Below are 17,391 nucleotides of genomic sequence, written 5' to 3' on the forward strand. Positions count from 1 at the left end.
GCTCCTTGCCTCCGATCTGCGCGATCGAAGTGGTTGCCGGCGGGGTGATGATTGGTGCAGCGACACCATGTCGCTACCGAATCTGAACCTGATTGCCGCGCTATTTGCTGCGCAGCATGTCCCTGCGATCCGGTCTTACAATTGGCCGATCCGGCTTTGGATCGCATCGGCTACAGTGTTGTTGATCGACGCGCGATCGGACGGATCGATCTGATCGAGCCGCATCATCGTCGCAGACGTGCTCTGTATCGCTGGCAGCAGAACGTCGGGCAGTTGCGTTGCATTGACAACTTCATGCCGCGCGATCGCATCGAGTATCGCGGCCCGCCCGCTCTGGGCGCTGTCATCTGGTGCGCCCTGCGCCATCCCGGCCTGCCTCGACGCGAGCTGTGCCAGATCGGCAGGATGGATGTCCCCGATAAGCGGTGCCAGATTGCGCTGAACAAATGCCGCCGGCGTCTGCCGCTGCTCCAGTTCCAGGCGCAATGCGGCAGCATTGTCCGGCGCCGGCATCGTCACCGCCTGCGCTACCCTGCGCAAGGCCCCATCGACTTGCGCCAATGTCGCCGGGCTTAATTGCCCGGCCACGTCAGGTGGCAAATCCGTGGCTTGCCGCACGGTATCAGGCGCAGCGGCATGCAGCGATACCACAGAACGTCCCGCGCTTACATCATTGGCCGCTTGCTGCACGTTGTCCGCCGTCATCCGTCGCTCCGCCAGACCGGCGGCCAGCGCCCGCTCTTCGGGCATCAGATCGCCATGCTGGGCGATACGCACAAGCATCGCCGGGATATCCCAGTTTCGTGGCGTATCGGCTCGTCCGATCACAGCGGCAGCGCCCCCACCGTTGCGCAACAACAAACCGGCATCGATGTCATCACCCGCCGGCGTATTTGCGGCCATTGTAACCATCGGGCTCGCACTGCCAATGACATGCGCGGGTGTCACCAGGTCACCCGGCGCGACCGCCGCCATACCCAATCCGCCATAAGCCGTGGTGCTTCCGTCCGGGTGCACAATTGAAACTCTTGCATTGCCTGGTTCCCCCCCAACCGCATTGACTGTGCCGCCCGCAATGGGATGCACCGCCGCGCCGGCAGGCGCCTCGATCGCAACTGCACTGCGAGCCGGTCCATCTGCAGCATCAACCATATCGCCCTGCGCAACGCCCCCCGCAGCATCCCCGAAAACTTTTGCTATTCGTTGCGTCTGGTTGGCCTGGTCGAGCTTGGCCACTGCGATCTGATATGCCGCCGGCGCCAAGGTATCGCCCCACCCGCCCAACAGGTGTGCAGCAAATTCGGGCTCCCCCGCGGCGAAAGCCTGACCAACCGCACCGGCCACTGCCCCACCCACTGCAGATTTTATCGCAGCCGCCTGCTCTTCGGGGCTCGCTGCACTGCGAGCCTGATCTGCCGCTATCGCCTTGACCGTATCGAGCCCGTCGACGAGGCGTGCCGGATTTTGCCACGCGTCCGCAGCAGCCTGCTGCGCCGCGCGCAATTCCGATTCCGCAACCACCTGTCGCTCGACCACGGCCTGGCGCAACGCATGCGCGGTGACCTGCCCGGTGGCATCGCCGATCGCGGGCACCATCTGCTGGTCATAGGCAGCAACCATCCCCGGCGAGCCCAGCGTGGCCTGGCCATTCGCCTGAACTTTTGCCAACTCATCCAGCGCGAGCGGCTGCGCAACAACGGCATCGCCACCGGTCAGCCCGGCATGCGCATCGACCAGACTGGCCAACGCCGCCTTGTCGCGCAACGCGCGCGCCCGTCCGGCGGTGTCATCGCTCAATGCACCGATGGCTGCATGTGTCGCTGCCATATCGCTCAGCGTATTGCCGCTCACGCTCAGCGCCCGTGCGATGGTATTGCCCAGCGGCGATACCCCGGGCCCCCAAAACCTGGCCTTGTACGCTTCGACCGGCGCCGATGGCGTAATCGAACTCGGCGCGCGCATCACAGTCCGATCCCCGCCTTGAACGGCCCATACTGGCTCGCACCGCCCAGCGCCGTACTCATCGAACCTGACGCCAGCCCTCCGCCAGTCCCGCCAAACCCAGCGCTCAGTCCGCCACTCGTTCCGGCACTGACCAAACCGCTCCCCAGATTGATCAGCCCGCCAACCAGCGCCGCAGTGCTGCGATTTCTGGCCGCAGCGGCCTGGCCCAGGTCATTGGAAACCGCGATATCCGATCCCATCAGGTTCTGGTTCCCCTGCGCATAAATCCGCGCCAGGTTTTCCTGGCCCAAGGTCTGTGTATCCTTCAACGCATTGGCGGCGGTGCCATACCCGATGGCATCGCCATTGGCCGCGGCGGTCAAATTCTGCTCGCCGCTCACCGCGGCCATCTGCCGATACTGCTGCAACGCCGCATCGCGCATATTCTGCTGTCCGATCTGCGCCGCATTGCTTTCCGCTGCGGCATTGGCGTTGGCCGCAGCCGCCTGCGCCCTGGCCTGGTTCATCGCCGAAATCGTGCTGATCCCCGTGCCGACAGCGCCCAGGCCTGCGGCGATAATTGGCGCACACATCACTTGCTCTCCCGGATGAAACGCCGAAACGCGACACCGCGCATGACGACTTGTTCGTGTTCTACGGAAAATCCCCAGCGTTCGAGCAGGCGGATCGCCTGGCGATTGTCCGAAGACACAAAATTACGCAGCCGCGCGCCATGCCCATGCATGGCTGAAATCACCGCCGGCCCCAGCTCGATCATGGCACGCCCATGTCGGGCCACCAGGTCGCTGCCCAAAAACCACGGAATGGCATCACCTGCCGCCGCGCTCTCGACCACGACGCCAAACATTGCGTGCGGCTCACCGCCAACCATCACGGTCCAGACTTGCGCACTCGCCGCGAGCCCATGACACAGCGCCCGACCAGCACTGCGTCCCATTGCCTCGCATTCCATCCGGTCGATGGCACGCAACCGCTTCGCCAGACCAGCAACATGACTTTCATGGCCGGTTACCACGCAAAGTGCGGCTTTCATCCGTCAATCACCGGATCAACCGCAACCCCCAGCAACGTGAACGGCATCGGCAAAGTCTGGTTGATCCATACCGTACATTCGGTACGCACTTTGTTGTCCATCGCCGCAATATAGCTACCGTCAAACAACGCCCCGGCGGCGTCAGTCGGCAACGGCCGGACCGGAAACAGATCACCAGTGCCGATCCCGGCGTTTACCGGTCCCGAATTCGACAACGTCAGCACCGCCTGCGCCGGGTTCTGCACCCGCGCAATATTCGACCCCGACCCCGGCTGCGTGATCCGCAAAGGCAACGTCTCGATATCGACGTCGTAAGGCAACCCAAACGACACATTCGATCCCGTGCCGATCTCACTGGGAAGCGCCACAGTGCCATTGGTAACGGTCAGCCCGGTTACTGGGACGCCATCGACCAGCCCCGCGACGCCGGTACACCCCTCCAGGTGCCACAGCCCCGAAAATCTCGATTGCGGCGTGGAAAAACTGGCCGACACCGCGCAGTCAAGAAAGCAGCACTCCTCCACGGCATCCCACAAATGCGAAACCATCCGCTCCACAAACGTCTGCGCCTGTCCCGCAATCGTCCGCTCGACAGTCAGATAAACCCGGTCCTCGCCATTTTCGGTAATCGAACACACCGACTTCACCGCGCCGGCCGTCTCGCACATCGTCCAGCCCCAGACATTCTGCTCCTGTTCCCAGGTAAAGCACAGCAAGATGCCATCATCGCGCACCGCCCATACCAGCGACCTCGGCTCCTGGCTGTAACACCAGGAAACAATCGTATGCCCTTCAAAGAAATGCGGCGAAAATATTGTGATATCGTTTGCGCGCAGCCCGTTGATCGAAAAATCATACCCAAGACTGCGGATCGAACACCCGATCGACGGCACATAAAACACGACATTGTCGACTACCAGCGGCGGCAACCGCGCCGAACCCCGCCCGACCTGTCGCTGGATCGCCGGCGGTGTCGTACCGTTCAACGGCCCGCCGCCAACCGTTCCGACAATGTCGAACACGCTGTCACTGGTCAGCGCCAGGAGTGATGTGGTCGATGTCAACTGGTTCACCGAATTGACCCGCCCGGCCATGATCGCAAAGCTCATGCCATCATCGGCGCGCAGCGGCGTCGAATAATCCATGTTCTCGATCAGCCCGGATTTCGACGCCCATATCCCGTGCGGCACATTGGTTGATCGCGCCCAGATCGACCGTTGTTGAAACAGCGTGACTGTCGATGGATAATTGCCCGCCAGCGCAAACGGATTGTTGGCCAGTGGCGGCGCCCGGTCATACGAAGGCCCGATATTGTCATCGATGAATGTCACGCTCGTCGTCGTGCCGATATACCCGTAAAACTGGGTATTATTGGCTTTGTAGACATTATACCGCTTTGCACCGGCAACCGCCGGCCATGCCAGGCTGTTGTAATTCCGCTTCAATGTCAGGTCATTGTACGCGCTCGCGCTCGGCGACGCGCGGCTCTCCTCGGTGGTGTCGTCATTCACGGCGGTCACGCAATACGTCGCGATCTCGGGAAAATAATTAAGCCCGTTGTTCGCCGTATCCGTGTCCGCCACCGTCGCGCTCACGCCGCATCCCACAGGCGCCGCAATCGCCGGCGCAAATTGCACCGTCTCGAACGTCCAGCTTGTGTTGCTGGCACGAACCAATTTGGTTGGCGGATGGTTGAGATGCGCAAGATACAGCGTATCGGCAGTCTGCTCAAAATCGATATCGGCCAGTTCGACGCCATTGAACGGCGAACCGACCACGCACACGCGCGAAGCTCCCATCGCTCAATCCCCCCCACGGTTTTGGCCCAGACCACCGCCATACGAAACAACCGGGGCAGGGACTGTCCCCGCTGGCGGCGGCACCGTCGGCGGCGGCACGATGATCGGCGGCGAAGCGTTGGCGGTCCCGCCGGTACACCCCGAAAATGCCGCACATGCCGATGTATCGGCGTTGATCGTAAACGTGTTGGCATCGATCACCGCGATCACGGTCCAGGTGCGATAATTCAGCACCGCGCCCATTCCGCCGGAAACGCCGTCGATATACACCGGATCTCCGACCGAAAACCCGTTGAATGCAATGGTCAAGCGCGCAGCTGTCGCGTTGGAAATTGCCGTAATCGCCTGCTCGGCCTGCAACACCCGCCCACCCAGCGCTGTCGGCACCATATAGCCCTGGCCCATCTCGAGCACATACGTCTGGGTCAGTGAAAACTGGAATGGAATTAACCGAACCGGTTGGCCGGCGTTGACCACGCTGCCTACCAGCCGCGTGCCCGGACGCTTGGTCACACCCCCATATTTCATCACGATAACATTGCGCGCCTTGCGCAGCGCCGACTGCCAGACATCGACGTCGAACCGGCCGTAAAGCTCCGGCGCGAGTTCCCCCTTGCTGAAATTGACCTGCGGAACGCGCACCGTCACAGATCGCTCCCGATCCCGGCACGGGCAAACGCGGCTTCGCTTACATAACGCGCCGGACGCAGCCCACGCTGGTTCTCGTCATCCGCAATCGCCCTGGCCCGCGCAATTTCAGCCGCCGTACTGGCTGCGCGCGCCAGTGCGGTATCCTTTCTGATGGGAATCGCCACCCGCGCCGCCAATTCCAGCGCAAACGCCCGCTGCACCAGCGGCGGCAGGACCGCCGGATCGCTCAGCGTCGCCACAAAGACCAGCGTCGCGCTGCAGACATTGCTGTAAATCAGCCCGCCCTCATGCAGAAACGCCAGCGGCACACTGTCCTGCAGCGGAAACGGATAAGGACCACCCAGCGGCAAAACCTGCGCATCATCCTGCACCTGGCGCACCGCCAGCGGCCGCGCGCAGTTTGCCGGCACGACATAGGCATGCGTCCACTCGGCCGGCCGATCATTGGTCGTCTCGACCAACACCGCCCGCGTCACCGCCCAGCTCCAGTCCGACCACAGCGACACCTCGGCGAGCAGCGGCCCGAAAAACCGCGACACCTCGCGCGCTTCGATCGAATTGTCGCTCACATCACCAATCGGCCCCGAAGCGATCTCGGCCAACGCCATGTTACAAATGTCATCAAGCGTCGCCACACCAAATCCTCCGCTTAAAAGCCCCCCTCAGGGGGAGGGTTGGGTGGGGGTGTCCAACGCCAAAGGAAGCCACCCCCACCCGCGCCGCGCACAGCATCAGCGAGCCCAGCGAGCAAACACGGTCACTTCCCCGGCGAACCCGCCAGACGCCGCCCCGCCCCACCGACAGCCGCACCAGCAGCCGCCGTTACCGCCACCGCCGGCGCATCCAGCGCAATCCACGCCCGCCCCGGTATCTCGTCGCTGGCAAAGGTCTCCCCCTCCGCAATCAGCCGCCGCTCACTGCTGAGATAGATCGCCTCACTGGCGCGATACCGAGGCATCAGATGGCCCCACTCGCGATATTGGTCTGACGGCTGGCAACCACCGCAGCACTGATCGCGCCTGCCGTCGCAGCTCCGACGACTGTATAATACAGCCGCAAATACCGCGCCGGCGCATTCTGGACGAGATTGGGCACACGAAACATATACCCGGTGTTCAGCGAAGCCGCCGCAATCGGCGCTCCGGTATCAACGCTCGTCCAGGTCACATTGTCGGGCGACGTCTGCACGGAAATCTGCAGCGACGTCAGACCTGCAAACGCCTGGCTGACCGAAACCGCCAGGTCGAGCCGCTCCCCTCGGCCGATATCGCGCAACAGCGGATTGGCCGCGCCAAACGGCGTACCTGTTGCGCCAAGATCGATGATATTAGCAGAAGGAGCCGAAACGGTCACCAGCTGCTGGTCGCTGAACACAAGCGAAGTGTCGATGATCATGGAAAAAATGCCTTTCTGCAAAAAGGTTGCCGGATCACCCGCGCCGCGCGCGATCCGGTCAGCCGACGCTGGTTCCGTTTACGAAACCAGCGTCTCGGTGGTCAGCAGCGCATCGGACTCGCGCACCGGGATCCCGCGCCAGGTCATCACTTCCTCGCCCTGGATTTCCATCGGCGTCAGCCGCACGAAATTGTCCACGCCCGACCTGCTGTTGGTGCCCTCGGCATCGAGCGCTTCAAGCAGCGTGCGGTTCATGTAGATCACGCTGCGACCCGGACTGATCTGCCCTTCGTTCTCGACGCGATACGCGCGGCGCCCCTGCAGCTTGTAATACGCATGCCGCATCAGCGGGTTGAGCGCGACCGTCCCGGCCAGCACGCTGGGCACATCCAGGTTGCACACGCGCGCGTTGTAACGCCAGTCCTTCACACACAGCCCGACATGCTGCGTAAACTTCTCTTCCTTCACATAAAACGGATTGCCATTGGCATCGAGCACACGCTGGCGCCCCATGTCTTCGCGCTGGATACCGCCGGGAATATGGTCGGGCACGACGATCGAAGTCTGCGCATCACCATGCGTCACAAACCATATCGACGCGTTGTTCGATCCCGTTGCGCCCGCGCTGACCACATTGGGATTCTGCAGCGAATTGAACCTCGGCCCCATGCCGTGGAACTGCTTGCCGTTCACCTTGACGTCGGAATACCAGATCGCGCTTTCGATCGTCTGCGCAATCGCTTCCAGAAAGCCCTGGCCCTCGACCAGCCGCAGCTTGGCCGCTTCTGCCGGCTTCAGATTGAGCAAACGCTCGTCCACACTCGACAGCCCCTCGACAAACCCGGTGGTATCCTTGACCTCGGTATAATTGCCCTTGGACTGCGCAATTCCCTGGTACAGCGCCCCCCACGAAACCGAAGGAAGCCCGGTGCGGATCGAAGACCGATGCTCGGTCCCGCTGTTGCAGTTGATGACGTTGGCGTCCTTCATGAACGGCGTCAGCTGGGTCAGCGCCTCGACCACATCGCCGATGCCGTCGCTGCTGGTTTTCAGAACGTCGATCAGATTCCAGTACGTGCTGCCAAGAATGGCCATGCTCAGGTCTCCTTAGGGAATCCCGCAGATCCGCGCGGGGGACGTTGGCGCGCGGGCACACCCGCCAAACCCAGGCAGCCGCACCAACGCACAAACAAAATCGAAAAAGACGAACTTACCTGCCGTCGTCGGGATACAATCGTTCCCACACTGGCGGCGTCCGATTGCTGGCCGTCATCGGCCGCACCAGCCCGCCATCCTCGCTCACCAGCTCACCCAGCCGCCGAAACGCCCGGATCATATCGGGATGATTGCCAAAGCCGCTGGTATTCAACGCAGCCCGAAACGGATGCCCATCGCGAAACCCCAGCGCATCCAACGCCTTGGCCGCAAAATGCTCGGTCTCGCCGCGCCGCGTCCCGCCAATCTCGGGATCGGCGACAAACGCCTCATACCATTCTTTTTTCTGGATGGCAGCCGCATCCTCGATCTGCCGCACCAGGCTTTCCTGCGTGCGCGTCATGATATCGCGCGCCACCGGCATCAGTTTGTTGGCATCGTCATTGCTCAGCCCGAGGTTGCGCAACACCGGATCGGCATTCTGCATCAGCGCCGGGTCCACAGTAAATCCTTCCAGCGCCAGCGAATACCGCTCAGGCACGACCGGTGCATACGAAGGCGAGGGCGGCCCATCGGCTGGCTGCACATAGGCCACCGGCGGCAACACCCCCGGCACCGGCACGATCGGGACCACGCTTGCGGCCAACACCGTCGGCTGATCCGGCGCCGGCGCAACCGCCGCAGCCGCCACGACTGGCGCGGCACTACCCTCCACGGGGGAGCTCGTCATAGCGGGCGACGTCGCGGAAACGGCTTGGGTCACTATGGCTATCCTTGCTTTGAATGGCTTGCGCCAGGCACTGGCCCAGCGTGGTGATCCCGTCGGGATCCTGGGCCCGCACGGCCTCGCTCTGGCCGGCATGCACCATCATCAGGATGTCGAAACCCAGCGCGCGCCGGCCCTCGAGATGCCCCAGATCACGGCTGCCTGCGCTACTGGCAGAAACGGTATGCCCCAGAATTCCCGAACTTTGGATCGCAACAAACAAAAACCGGCGAAATTCCGGGTGGCCCAACAGAAACTCGGCGTCCCTCGGTTCGAACTTCATGCACGGGCCCCCTCGTAAATCTCAGCCAGGTGGCAACAGCCGCGCCAACAAGCTGTCGCCATTCCCCACATCGGTCGCGGCCAGCAAGCGCGCCGCATCCGCGCCAGCCTTCATCGCCGGCATCGCCGCCAGCGCCTGCGCCGTCGCCGCCGCCTGGGCCCGTGCCTTGCGCAACGCCGCAACCTCGCGCTCGGGCCGGATCAACCGGGCAGGGGCCCCCGCGCGGTACCCATACTCATCGACGGCCTCGTCAAAATCGATCTTGTCCAGCGCCTCGGGATGCACCGCCGCCAGGTTGCCGACAAACCCGACCACCCGCTCGATCTGCCCCAACCCGACCATCCGCTGCATCTGCTGCAGGATCGAAACAAACTCGACATTGATCGGCCTGTCCGACAACGCTGCCGGCACCGGCGGCAAAAACCCGCCCCGTTGCAAAATCCCGAAGCCGCGCTCGATCGCCACCTGCAACTTCTCGTTGGCCACCCGCTCGATCACCGGCCCCAGCTGCGTCAGCTTCTCTTCATTGCGCGCCGCAATTTCCTCGACCGTACGCGGTTGGATCCCTGCCATATTGGTGATCGCGTTGAACAGATCGGCAAACGCCAGCGAGTCAATCTGCTGCCGGCACTTGTCCATCTCCTGCCCGATCGCGGCCACCGCCTGGTACGGCATCTGATACGGAATAAATATCTGGTCACGATCGACACCTGCCGCCACCACCACGCGCCCCGGCTCACCGGTCAGCCGCACATTGGGCGGCGCAATCTTCTCGGGCTTGACCATCTGGTCGATCGCCTCGTTGCGCCGCTTGGCCTGCATCTGCAACTCGCGCAAACTCGGCAACGCCTCCATTCCCGGCGAAACCCCATACGTATCCCCGCCAACGACATCCCAGCGCGGCGCCCAGAACGGCTGCTCACTATACCCCGACAGCCGCAGCACGGTATCAGACCGATCCGCCGGATCCCAATACACCGATCTCCACGGCTTCGCGCCAAACTTCATCGGATCATACTGCGGATCAGGCTCGATCGCATGATAGATCTCGATCGGCGCCTCATACTGGCTACGATCATACAACCCGCGAATGATCGGCGAACACGCCTCGCCAAACGTCTCGATCGCCTGCTTCACACTCATCGGGCACACCCGGTACAGCGTATCGGGCACCAGCGCGTCCGACAGCCCGATCCAGTATTCGCCAAACGTCAGCGCATGACACACCGCACCCGCCGTCGGGTGCTCGACCATCACACACGCTTCGGTGCCGAACAGCCCCATCTCGCCATAGCCAGACTTGGCCGCAGCATAAAAATTGGTCGAGGCAAAAAACGCATACAACCGCCGCTCGACATCCGACAGCCAACCGCGCACGCCACTGGCTTCCATTAGCGCCGCATCCGCCAGGTTCAGCGTAAACCACGGCCGCGATGCACTCGACAGCCCGCTGGTCATGCCATTGGTCAGCGTACGAAACGCCTCGATCCCGTGCGGGTCGAACAAGGTCTTGTTCCACATCCGCCGCCGACCACCGTTCTGGTCCTTGCTCCCGCGTAAAAACCGCGATCGCGCCGGCTGCGCAAACCGCGCAATCTGTTCGGCCTCCGCATCATAATCGTTGCGCACATTCTTCATCAGCGCCAGCCGCGCCTCGCAGTGACTCCGGATTTCCGCATTTGCAGTCATTCGCATTGCGCTCCTCAGCCCAAAGTCGGCCTGGCGACACTTGGCGTGCCAAGCACACCCTGCGGCCCCGTAACCATCCCTGCCAAAACGGTCCGCTGCCAGGCTTCAGGATCAACCGGCCCGGCCGGCGCGCCCTGGTCGGGCAATTGCACCGGCTGCCGAACCGGAACGGTCGGTATCGTCGGAGTGCTGCATATCAAGACCTCCTCTATCTGTCGATTTCCATATAAGCCCCCAATGAACCGATTTGGATCGCAACCCACTTCCCCCCTCCCCTTCAGGGGAGGGGCCGGGGGTGGGGCCTCTCCCGACGCGCCAAGGCCGCGATCTTCGGACTCAGTCCAATTCGGTATACCGATCCTCGTCGCGCATCACCGCCACCCGATCGGGATCAAGCCAGTTCGGCACGCTGCGCGGCAAAACAACTTCAGCAAACGTGCAAGCCAGTGCATCGGCCCAATCGGGGCTGGGCAACCCGCGCCGCTTCATATCGACCTTGCGCTCCAGGCGCACACGCGTGTCGTCCGCCGCAAACCCGTACGTCGGCCCGGCCAGATCATCGCGCAGCCGCGGCACATCGGGCACAGCCCCCCGCCGCAACCACGCCCGCATCCGCGTCCAGATCTCTGCCCGCTTGTTGGCCGTATGCACGGCAATCCCCGGCTCCAGCTCGGCATCACGCCCCTGGCCCCCAAACCACACCTCGATCACCGGCACATCGCCCACCAATTGCCGCAGCCGGTCGACAATTGCCGCACCGATATTGCCCGCATCGACCATGATCGCATCCGGCTGCCACCGCTGCGCCGCAATCGCGATATCGCCTGCCAACTGCATTGCATCGGTCGCCCGCCACGATTGCCACGCGCGCGATCGCGCATCGTTCCCGCACCGGATCGCCAACACACTCTCGTCATCGCCATACCGCGCACAATCGACGCCAAACACCACCGGCTCGCCTCCCGCCATAACCGGAATGGCACGCGCCAAAGCCCCCTCGATCTCGCGCGAAGCAATGAACTGCATATCGCTCGAAGATGGAAACAACCCCCGCACACGCACCCGCGCCACATTCGAATCCTCGCCGAATGTCCGCACCAGCTCATCGAGATACGCCTTGTTGGTCCCCTCGACCGCACGCGCATCGATCTGCGCTGTATTCCACAACGCGCGGTGCCGCCCGAAACACTCGCGAAACGCCCCACTGGCATGCGTGGGATTGCCAAACGCCAGCCAGATGATTTCGGTTTCGCTATCGGTCAGCGCCCCCAACGCCACCTCCCAGACCTTGTCGGCAATCCCCGAAGCCTCATCGAACACCAGCATGATCCGCTTGCCCTGGTTATGCAGCCCGGCAAACGCCTCGGTGTTGTTCTCGCTCCAGGTCACCAGGTCGCACCGCCAGGATTTCTCCCGACCCGCCATGGTGGAATTCATCGCCGTCGCACTCTGCCGAAACCACGCAGACGTCAGCGCCAACCGTGACCATTTCCCCAATTCGGGCGCAGTCTTGGTCCGCAACTGCGCCTCGGTGTTGGCGGTAATGATCACGCGCGTATCCGGACACGTATCAAGCGCCCACTTGGTCAGCATCGCAATCAACGCCGACTTGCCAATTCCGTGGCCCGAAGCCCGCGCAATCCGCAAAGGCTGAAACCGCCGCGCCGGATCGCACAAATGCGTGCGGATCTCGGCCATAACCTCGCGCTGCCACGCACGCGGTCCCGTCATCCCCGCCAGATCGCCTTCGCCCCAGGCAAACGCATAATGTGCATACCCCAGCGGGTCAGCGGTAAACGCACCAATATCCTCGGCCAGCGCCAGCACCGGATCGGCCGAAGCACTATTGACGGGGTGATTTGTCCGCGTCCGTATCGCCATCGGTTTTGCCATCCCCCCCAGATTTCACAGCGCCCTGCCGATGCACCCGCGACCGTGCCCGTTGGATCGCGGCCACCGCATCTCCCGCGCTCGAAAACTCGAAATCCTGCCGCGGCTTGCCCCACGCCCGGTCGAGCACGGCATTCGCCGCACTCACCCGCGCCGTCGCGGGCGCATCGCCATTGCCCATGATCGCCACCAGAGTAGCCAGTGCATCCCCGGTATGCGCCCGCGCCATCGCCGCATCGCCGCGACCTTGCGCCGCTGGCGTCACCGCAGTTTTGCGCACGGATGGCTTGGTAGCGGCCGGTGCAGGGGATGCCCCCGCCGCCTTAACGCGCGGCATAAGGCTTGCGATCGCTCGGCAATCCCATGGCCGATGCCGAACGCGCTCCGCGGCGCACCAGCGGCCGGTCGGCCTGCATCGACGGATGCCGCGCTGTCTGTTTGCCCGTCGCAACGATCTCGACCAGCCGGAACCGCTGAAACCGGCTGACCCGGATCAACCCCCGCTTTTCCAGCTTGCGCACCAGCTTGGGTCCCATGGAGCTCGAATTGAACCCCGCCGCCACCTCGATGTCGATATTGACCGGGCAGGGCCGCCCGGTCTCGGCCGCATGGTTGATCAGCCGATATGCAATCCGCTCCGCCACCCCCAGATCATCGGCGCACACCGACGCCGGCAAGGGCAAGGCATCCTCGAAACAAGCGCCTTCGTTGTTCCAGAATGCGTCGAGGCAGTCACCCGCCTGCTTGATCCAACCCTGTTTCATCAACGGCGCAAACTCCCGCAGTGGTCAAAGGAAAAAGGCGGTGGGGCGCTCAAATCGCGCACCCACCGCCAGGCTCGGCAAACACCGCAGAGGGGGACACGGTCGTTTACGCATGCAGCCCAACCGGCAATCGAGATGCCGGCGATCGAAATCCCCAGGATCAAGATCCCGGCTTCGCTACCAGACACCGCCAGGGGACGCCTTGCGGAGAGGGGGGGCGACTCGACAGATTGCGCTGCGTGAGAGGATGCCTACTGCATAATCTGATATTCGGATATAAAAATCATTCCGAAAACGGATATAATTTTCTTTTCAGATTAATTCCAATCCGCTAATACAATCCCACCCCCCTTTCAGATAGGGCCGCTCCATGCGTGCTTTCGATGCCATCCTCGTGCGCCAGACCATGAAGGCCCGCACCATCAGCCAGTCCGAGCTCGCCCGCGCGCTCGGCTTTACCAGCCAGTCAGCAGTCTCCGCACTGCTGGCCGGCAAACGCCGCGTCACCGTCGACGAAGCCGCCGCAATCTACGACCTGCTCGGCCTCTCCGATGCCGCGCAAACCACCGCTCCCACCCCATTCTCCCAACCCGAACCGGCGTCCGCGCGCTTCCGCGAAACCCACAGCGCGCAAAATGCCCCCGATTACGCAATCGTGCCGGTCATCGGCATCGCCGGCGCCGGTCGCTGGAGGGAAGCGATCGAAATGCCGCTTGGCCACATGCCCGTCCTCGGCCGAATGGCCGGCCACGGCGTCTTCGGCATCGAAGTCAGTGGCGATTCCATGGACCAGCTGATCGACGACGGCGGCCTGATCCTGATCGATCCCGGTCAAAAGGAATTGTCCCCGGGCGGCGTCTACCTGATCACCAACAGCGGCGGCGAGGCGACGGTAAAACGCTACCGCCGCGACCCCGCCCGCTTCGAACCCTGCTCGAACAACCCGCATCACCAGTCATTCCTGATTAGCGAAGACGATTTTTCGGTGCTCGGCAAAGTCGTCTGGAAAAGCGCAGCGGTCATGTGACCAGCAACAGCAAACCGGCTGCGATTGAAGTAATCTGAATATCAGATAATTCCCGCGCTAAATCGCCCGGGAACACGATCAATGCGCCATTCGTGCAAAAACTGGCACCAGACACCGACTGTGCGCCACTTGCTGGACGATCTGCGCTCAACCGACCTGCGACTGGCGTTGACGCGCGGCGACCTTACCTGGCACGCCGCCAGCGACCATGGTGCAACGACGTTTGCTGCCCTGGCACGCCTGCGCGGCGCAGCGACGGATACTGCCTTTGCATCAGCGCCCGATGACCACACGCGCGCAGCCGCGCTTACGGCGGCGCAATCCGCGCCGACTGTTCCCGCCGTGATCGCCGCACATTTTGGCGACCCGCTCCGCTGGCAAGGCTATGAACCGCTCGACGCAACCCGCCGCTTCCGCGCCAATTGCGCCTGATCGATCAGACAAACGCCCGCACCAGGCCCAAGACTCCCAACACGACCAGCGCAGCGCCCACGCGCCGACGCCAGCGCCGCGCCCGCTGTGTCGCGCCCCGCCGGCGCGGCTTGGGCTTGATCAGTTTGCCCGGCCCCCGCTCGGTAAACGTCAACGCGCCACACACGATCAGGATGCCGCATACCAGCGCAACAAGGATCGGCCCGACACTCGTGGGATCATGAATTTGTTGCGGCGCACAAAGCGGGACCCCCGGGGCATGCGGACCAGGCCCTCCATGGCTGCAATTCGCAGCGGTACGCACCACGGGCACTGCATCGATAACCTGGCCCGACATATCCCGGCGTACCACCGCAACCGTATGCCGGGCACCGCCCGCTGGCGCTGTACTGTCAGCCCCGGTCGATGGAGTGCCTGACGACGCTGGCGCGGTTTGCGTTTCCACAGGATCAGGCATCGCGGCATCATCTCACTTGGGCAAGTCGAATGTCCCGGGCATAGTGAAACGCCCGATACCAGGCAATCGCGTTGTGCAGGTGCACAATATCGAACTGGCACAAATCTGTCACGCAGATTGCCCGGTGCAATCTTCGTGAGCATCGGCGACACTGGCAATTGCCGCGCGCCTGGCGTAATCCTGCGCGAGACATGTCCGAAACAAACGCACCCCCCCCGACTCAGCCGCCCGCCAGCCCGCCCCAATTCAACGAGCCGATCAGGCAACCCGGTACGTACAAGCGCAACCACGCCGACCCCTGGACGGCGGGCCAGCGCCGTGCTGGCCTGGTCGCGTTGGCCCTGTTCGCGCTTCTTGGGTTGTGGACACTGCGCGTATTCCTCCCCGCGATCGGCTGGGCGCTGATCCTGGCCATCTCCCTGTGGCCCTGGCGCAATCGCGCCGTCGCGTTCTGGCCCAAGGGCGCCGATTTCACCTGGCCTGCGCTGTTCACGCTCACGGTGGCATTGTTTTTCGTGATGCCCCTGCTGATGGTCGCCCACGCCGTGGCACTGGACGGTCACTTCGCATTTCAATGGGCGATGGATGTCCGCGCCCACGGCTTGCCCGTGCCCGATGTCCTCGCGCATCTGCCCGCCGGCCCCGCCGCAACGGCCTGGTGGCAGGCGCATCTTGCCACGCCGCAGGCATTCGGCAATCTGCACATCCCCGGCGGCACCGGCCGTTCGCCGTTCGGCGAAGGACAACACATTCTCGGGCTGGTGCTGCACCGCGTCGTGCTGGCGGTATTCCTGCTGCTTATCCTGTTTTTCCTGCTGCGCGACGGCGACCGCGTCGGCGATAGCCTGCACAATGGCTGCGAACGCCTGTTCGGCCGTGCCGGTGTCAATGTCGCGCTGCAGGCGCTGCGCGCAGTGCGCGGCACCGTCAATGGCCTTGTCGTCGTCGGCTTCGGAGAGGCCGTGCTGCTCGGACTGGTCTATTTTTTCTCAGGTGCGCCCCATGCCGCGTTGCTCGGTCTGCTCACCGGCCTCCTTTCGGTCATCCCGCTCGGCTCGGTCATTGCCGCTGCTGTCGCTGCGATCGCGCTTGCCGCCGCCGGCAAGATCACCGCGGCCATCATCGTCGCCGTTATCGCGTCCATCGTGATCTTCGTTGCCGATCACTTCGTGCGTCCGGTCATGATCGGCGATGCCACCAGGCTCCCGTTCCTGGTCGTCCTGCTCGGCATCCTGGGCGGCATCGAAGCCTGGGGCCTGATCGGACTTGTCGTCGGTCCCGCGTTGATGGCAGTTCTGATGCTGCTCTGGCGCGAATGGGTCGGCTCGCAAAAAGGCCCGCTTAACCCGCCCCCCGCATAATCCACCCCCCGAATAATCCGCCGTCTCTATAATCAGTGTGTCACCTGCGCTGCAGACCATACACAAAGATCTGCGCGGCGTGCCGTGCCTGCCGCTCTATCTCCGCATCATCGGGCGCCGGCCACAGCCCAGCCGAATAGCGCAAGTGGTGATCGCCCCGGACCATCCCCAGAAACTGGCCCGCCGCCAGCCTGAGGTCGTCGCACGCAATCAGCCCTGCGGTCTCAAATCGCTCGAGCGTGGCACGCAGTTCCTCGACCACCGCGTCGGGCCCCGATCGGAAAAACGCCTTGCCCAATTCGGGAAAGCGTAAACCCTCGCTTTGGATCAGTCGGTGTACATCCAGCGAAACCGGCTCATAAATCTTGGTCAGAAAGGCCACGCCAAACTTTGCCAACAGCGATTCCAGATCCGCGTCGTCGCTGCTCCGCAGATCCCGCAACGGCGCCAGAACGCGCTCGCATCGCCCGCGCAGGACCGCTTCAAACAGAAGCTCCTTCGAAGGAAAGTATTTGTAAAGCGTGGCTTTCGACCCACCGAGCCGTGCTGCGATCGTCGACATGGAACTGGCGCCATAACCAATCTGCGCAAACACGTCCGCAGCTATGGCAATGATGTGCTCACGCCTGTCATCGGGGCTGGAACGGGACAATCTGCAGTTAGTGACCATTGTGTACAGATAGCGCTTGACACCGCCGGGTCAAGCATGTGATTTGAATAGTGA

Annotated in this window: 20 protein-coding genes; 3 read left to right on the plus strand and 17 right to left on the minus strand. The window is 63.1% G+C overall.

Annotated features, from left to right (window positions below; genetic code table 11):
* Positions 1-135: 135 nt before the first annotated feature.
* From ACOOE2_RS05595 to ACOOE2_RS05665, 15 genes are all read right to left on the minus strand, one after another.
* Positions 136-1,962 (minus strand): M23 family metallopeptidase, encoded by a 1,827-nt coding sequence (locus tag ACOOE2_RS05595; protein WP_420382032.1) that lies wholly within the window; start codon positions 1,960-1,962, stop codon positions 136-138.
* Positions 1,962-2,537 (minus strand): hypothetical protein, encoded by a 576-nt coding sequence (locus tag ACOOE2_RS05600; RefSeq protein ID WP_420382033.1) that lies wholly within the window; start codon positions 2,535-2,537, stop codon positions 1,962-1,964. The genes ACOOE2_RS05595 and ACOOE2_RS05600 overlap by 1 nt, the downstream gene beginning before the upstream one ends.
* A complete protein-coding gene (locus ACOOE2_RS05605) occupies positions 2,537-2,998 on the minus strand; it encodes a hypothetical protein (protein ID WP_420382034.1) in 462 nt (153 codons plus the stop codon). Before ACOOE2_RS05605 ends, ACOOE2_RS05600 begins: the two co-directional genes overlap by 1 nt.
* Entirely contained in the window at positions 2,995-4,797 is a 1,803-nt protein-coding gene (locus ACOOE2_RS05610) for a hypothetical protein (protein ID WP_420382035.1), read from the minus strand. The genes ACOOE2_RS05605 and ACOOE2_RS05610 overlap by 4 nt, the downstream gene beginning before the upstream one ends.
* Before the next feature lie 3 nt (positions 4,798-4,800).
* Positions 4,801-5,445 carry a hypothetical protein gene (locus ACOOE2_RS05615; RefSeq protein WP_420382036.1) on the minus strand — a complete coding sequence of 215 codons (645 nt, stop codon included), beginning with the start codon at positions 5,443-5,445 and terminating at the stop codon, positions 4,801-4,803.
* The gene (locus ACOOE2_RS05620; protein ID WP_420382037.1) at positions 5,442-6,056 is read right to left on the minus strand and encodes a hypothetical protein; all 615 of its coding nucleotides are present in this window, start codon (positions 6,054-6,056) and stop codon (positions 5,442-5,444) included. The genes ACOOE2_RS05615 and ACOOE2_RS05620 overlap by 4 nt, the downstream gene beginning before the upstream one ends.
* A 149-nt stretch (positions 6,057-6,205) precedes the next feature.
* Positions 6,206-6,406 carry a hypothetical protein gene (locus tag ACOOE2_RS05625; RefSeq protein ID WP_420382038.1) on the minus strand — a complete coding sequence of 67 codons (201 nt, stop codon included), beginning with the start codon at positions 6,404-6,406 and terminating at the stop codon, positions 6,206-6,208.
* Positions 6,406-6,843 carry a Bbp16 family capsid cement protein gene (locus ACOOE2_RS05630; RefSeq protein ID WP_420382039.1) on the minus strand — a complete coding sequence of 146 codons (438 nt, stop codon included), beginning with the start codon at positions 6,841-6,843 and terminating at the stop codon, positions 6,406-6,408. The genes ACOOE2_RS05625 and ACOOE2_RS05630 overlap by 1 nt, the downstream gene beginning before the upstream one ends.
* 78 nt (positions 6,844-6,921) lie before the next feature.
* Positions 6,922-7,938, minus strand: coding sequence for a major capsid protein (locus ACOOE2_RS05635; RefSeq protein ID WP_420382040.1), 1,017 nt, complete (start codon positions 7,936-7,938; stop codon positions 6,922-6,924).
* A gap of 115 nt (positions 7,939-8,053) precedes the next feature.
* Positions 8,054-8,713, minus strand: coding sequence for a hypothetical protein (locus ACOOE2_RS05640; RefSeq protein ID WP_420382041.1), 660 nt, complete (start codon positions 8,711-8,713; stop codon positions 8,054-8,056).
* A complete protein-coding gene (locus ACOOE2_RS05645; protein WP_420382042.1) occupies positions 8,703-9,047 on the minus strand; it encodes a hypothetical protein in 345 nt (114 codons plus the stop codon). Before ACOOE2_RS05645 ends, ACOOE2_RS05640 begins: the two co-directional genes overlap by 11 nt.
* Positions 9,048-9,068: 21 nt before the next feature.
* Positions 9,069-10,736, minus strand: coding sequence for a portal protein (locus ACOOE2_RS05650; RefSeq protein ID WP_420382043.1), 1,668 nt, complete (start codon positions 10,734-10,736; stop codon positions 9,069-9,071).
* Positions 10,737-11,072: 336 nt separating this feature from the next.
* Positions 11,073-12,617, minus strand: a complete 1,545-nt coding sequence (locus tag ACOOE2_RS05655; protein ID WP_420382044.1) for a terminase — start codon at positions 12,615-12,617, stop codon at positions 11,073-11,075.
* On the minus strand, positions 12,580-12,906 hold the full coding sequence (locus ACOOE2_RS05660; RefSeq protein ID WP_420382045.1) for a hypothetical protein: 327 nt from the start codon (positions 12,904-12,906) through the stop codon (positions 12,580-12,582). Before ACOOE2_RS05660 ends, ACOOE2_RS05655 begins: the two co-directional genes overlap by 38 nt.
* Before the next feature lie 43 nt (positions 12,907-12,949).
* Positions 12,950-13,390: a hypothetical protein gene (locus tag ACOOE2_RS05665; RefSeq protein WP_420382046.1), complete on the minus strand. Its 441-nt coding sequence runs from the start codon at positions 13,388-13,390 to the stop codon at positions 12,950-12,952.
* Positions 13,391-13,760: 370 nt separating this feature from the next.
* On the opposite strand from ACOOE2_RS05665, the gene ACOOE2_RS05670 reads away from it, so the two are divergent.
* Together ACOOE2_RS05670 and ACOOE2_RS05675 are read left to right on the plus strand one after the other, a co-directional pair.
* Entirely contained in the window at positions 13,761-14,417 is a 657-nt protein-coding gene (locus ACOOE2_RS05670) for a S24 family peptidase (RefSeq protein WP_420382047.1), read from the plus strand.
* A gap of 81 nt (positions 14,418-14,498) precedes the next feature.
* The gene (locus ACOOE2_RS05675; protein WP_420382048.1) at positions 14,499-14,849 is read left to right on the plus strand and encodes a hypothetical protein; all 351 of its coding nucleotides are present in this window, start codon (positions 14,499-14,501) and stop codon (positions 14,847-14,849) included.
* Positions 14,850-14,853: 4 nt separating this feature from the next.
* On the opposite strand, the gene ACOOE2_RS05680 is transcribed toward ACOOE2_RS05675, so the two are convergent.
* Positions 14,854-15,306 carry a hypothetical protein gene (locus tag ACOOE2_RS05680; protein WP_420382049.1) on the minus strand — a complete coding sequence of 151 codons (453 nt, stop codon included), beginning with the start codon at positions 15,304-15,306 and terminating at the stop codon, positions 14,854-14,856.
* 191 nt (positions 15,307-15,497) lie between these two features.
* Here ACOOE2_RS05680 and ACOOE2_RS05685 point away from each other — a divergent pair, with 191 nt between their 5' ends.
* Entirely contained in the window at positions 15,498-16,667 is a 1,170-nt protein-coding gene (locus ACOOE2_RS05685) for an AI-2E family transporter (RefSeq protein ID WP_420382050.1), read from the plus strand.
* A 40-nt stretch (positions 16,668-16,707) separates the two neighbouring features.
* On the opposite strand, the gene ACOOE2_RS05690 is transcribed toward ACOOE2_RS05685, so the two are convergent.
* Entirely contained in the window at positions 16,708-17,337 is a 630-nt protein-coding gene (locus tag ACOOE2_RS05690; RefSeq protein ID WP_420382051.1) for a TetR/AcrR family transcriptional regulator, read from the minus strand.
* Positions 17,338-17,391: the final 54 nt, after the last annotated feature.

Origin of the sequence: Novosphingobium sp., from assembly GCF_965214355.1 — a bacterium.
In the GTDB taxonomy this organism is placed as follows: Bacteria; Pseudomonadota; Alphaproteobacteria; order Sphingomonadales; family Sphingomonadaceae; genus Novosphingobium.

Excerpts from the sequence above, each read along its gene's own strand:
- ACOOE2_RS05670 (WP_420382047.1), top strand. The coding sequence starts at position 13,761 with ATGCGTGCTTTCGATGCCATCCTCGTGCGCCAGACCATGAAGGCCCGC.
- ACOOE2_RS05675 (WP_420382048.1), top strand. The coding sequence starts at position 14,499 with ATGCGCCATTCGTGCAAAAACTGGCACCAGACACCGACTGTGCGCCAC.
- ACOOE2_RS05620 (WP_420382037.1), bottom strand. The coding sequence starts at position 6,056 with ATGGCGTTGGCCGAGATCGCTTCGGGGCCGATTGGTGATGTGAGCGAC.
- ACOOE2_RS05680 (WP_420382049.1), bottom strand. The coding sequence starts at position 15,306 with ATGCCTGATCCTGTGGAAACGCAAACCGCGCCAGCGTCGTCAGGCACT.
- ACOOE2_RS05630 (WP_420382039.1), bottom strand. The coding sequence starts at position 6,843 with ATGATCATCGACACTTCGCTTGTGTTCAGCGACCAGCAGCTGGTGACC.
- ACOOE2_RS05635 (WP_420382040.1), bottom strand. The coding sequence starts at position 7,938 with ATGGCCATTCTTGGCAGCACGTACTGGAATCTGATCGACGTTCTGAAA.
- ACOOE2_RS05645 (WP_420382042.1), bottom strand. The coding sequence starts at position 9,047 with ATGAAGTTCGAACCGAGGGACGCCGAGTTTCTGTTGGGCCACCCGGAA.
- ACOOE2_RS05665 (WP_420382046.1), bottom strand. The coding sequence starts at position 13,390 with ATGAAACAGGGTTGGATCAAGCAGGCGGGTGACTGCCTCGACGCATTC.
- ACOOE2_RS05685 (WP_420382050.1), top strand. The coding sequence starts at position 15,498 with ATGTCCGAAACAAACGCACCCCCCCCGACTCAGCCGCCCGCCAGCCCG.
- ACOOE2_RS05650 (WP_420382043.1), bottom strand. The coding sequence starts at position 10,736 with ATGACTGCAAATGCGGAAATCCGGAGTCACTGCGAGGCGCGGCTGGCG.
- ACOOE2_RS05690 (WP_420382051.1), bottom strand. The coding sequence starts at position 17,337 with ATGGTCACTAACTGCAGATTGTCCCGTTCCAGCCCCGATGACAGGCGT.
- ACOOE2_RS05605 (WP_420382034.1), bottom strand. The coding sequence starts at position 2,998 with ATGAAAGCCGCACTTTGCGTGGTAACCGGCCATGAAAGTCATGTTGCT.
- ACOOE2_RS05625 (WP_420382038.1), bottom strand. The coding sequence starts at position 6,406 with ATGCCTCGGTATCGCGCCAGTGAGGCGATCTATCTCAGCAGTGAGCGG.
- ACOOE2_RS05600 (WP_420382033.1), bottom strand. The coding sequence starts at position 2,537 with ATGTGTGCGCCAATTATCGCCGCAGGCCTGGGCGCTGTCGGCACGGGG.
- ACOOE2_RS05655 (WP_420382044.1), bottom strand. The coding sequence starts at position 12,617 with ATGGCGATACGGACGCGGACAAATCACCCCGTCAATAGTGCTTCGGCC.
- ACOOE2_RS05610 (WP_420382035.1), bottom strand. The coding sequence starts at position 4,797 with ATGGGAGCTTCGCGCGTGTGCGTGGTCGGTTCGCCGTTCAATGGCGTC.
- ACOOE2_RS05595 (WP_420382032.1), bottom strand. The coding sequence starts at position 1,962 with ATGCGCGCGCCGAGTTCGATTACGCCATCGGCGCCGGTCGAAGCGTAC.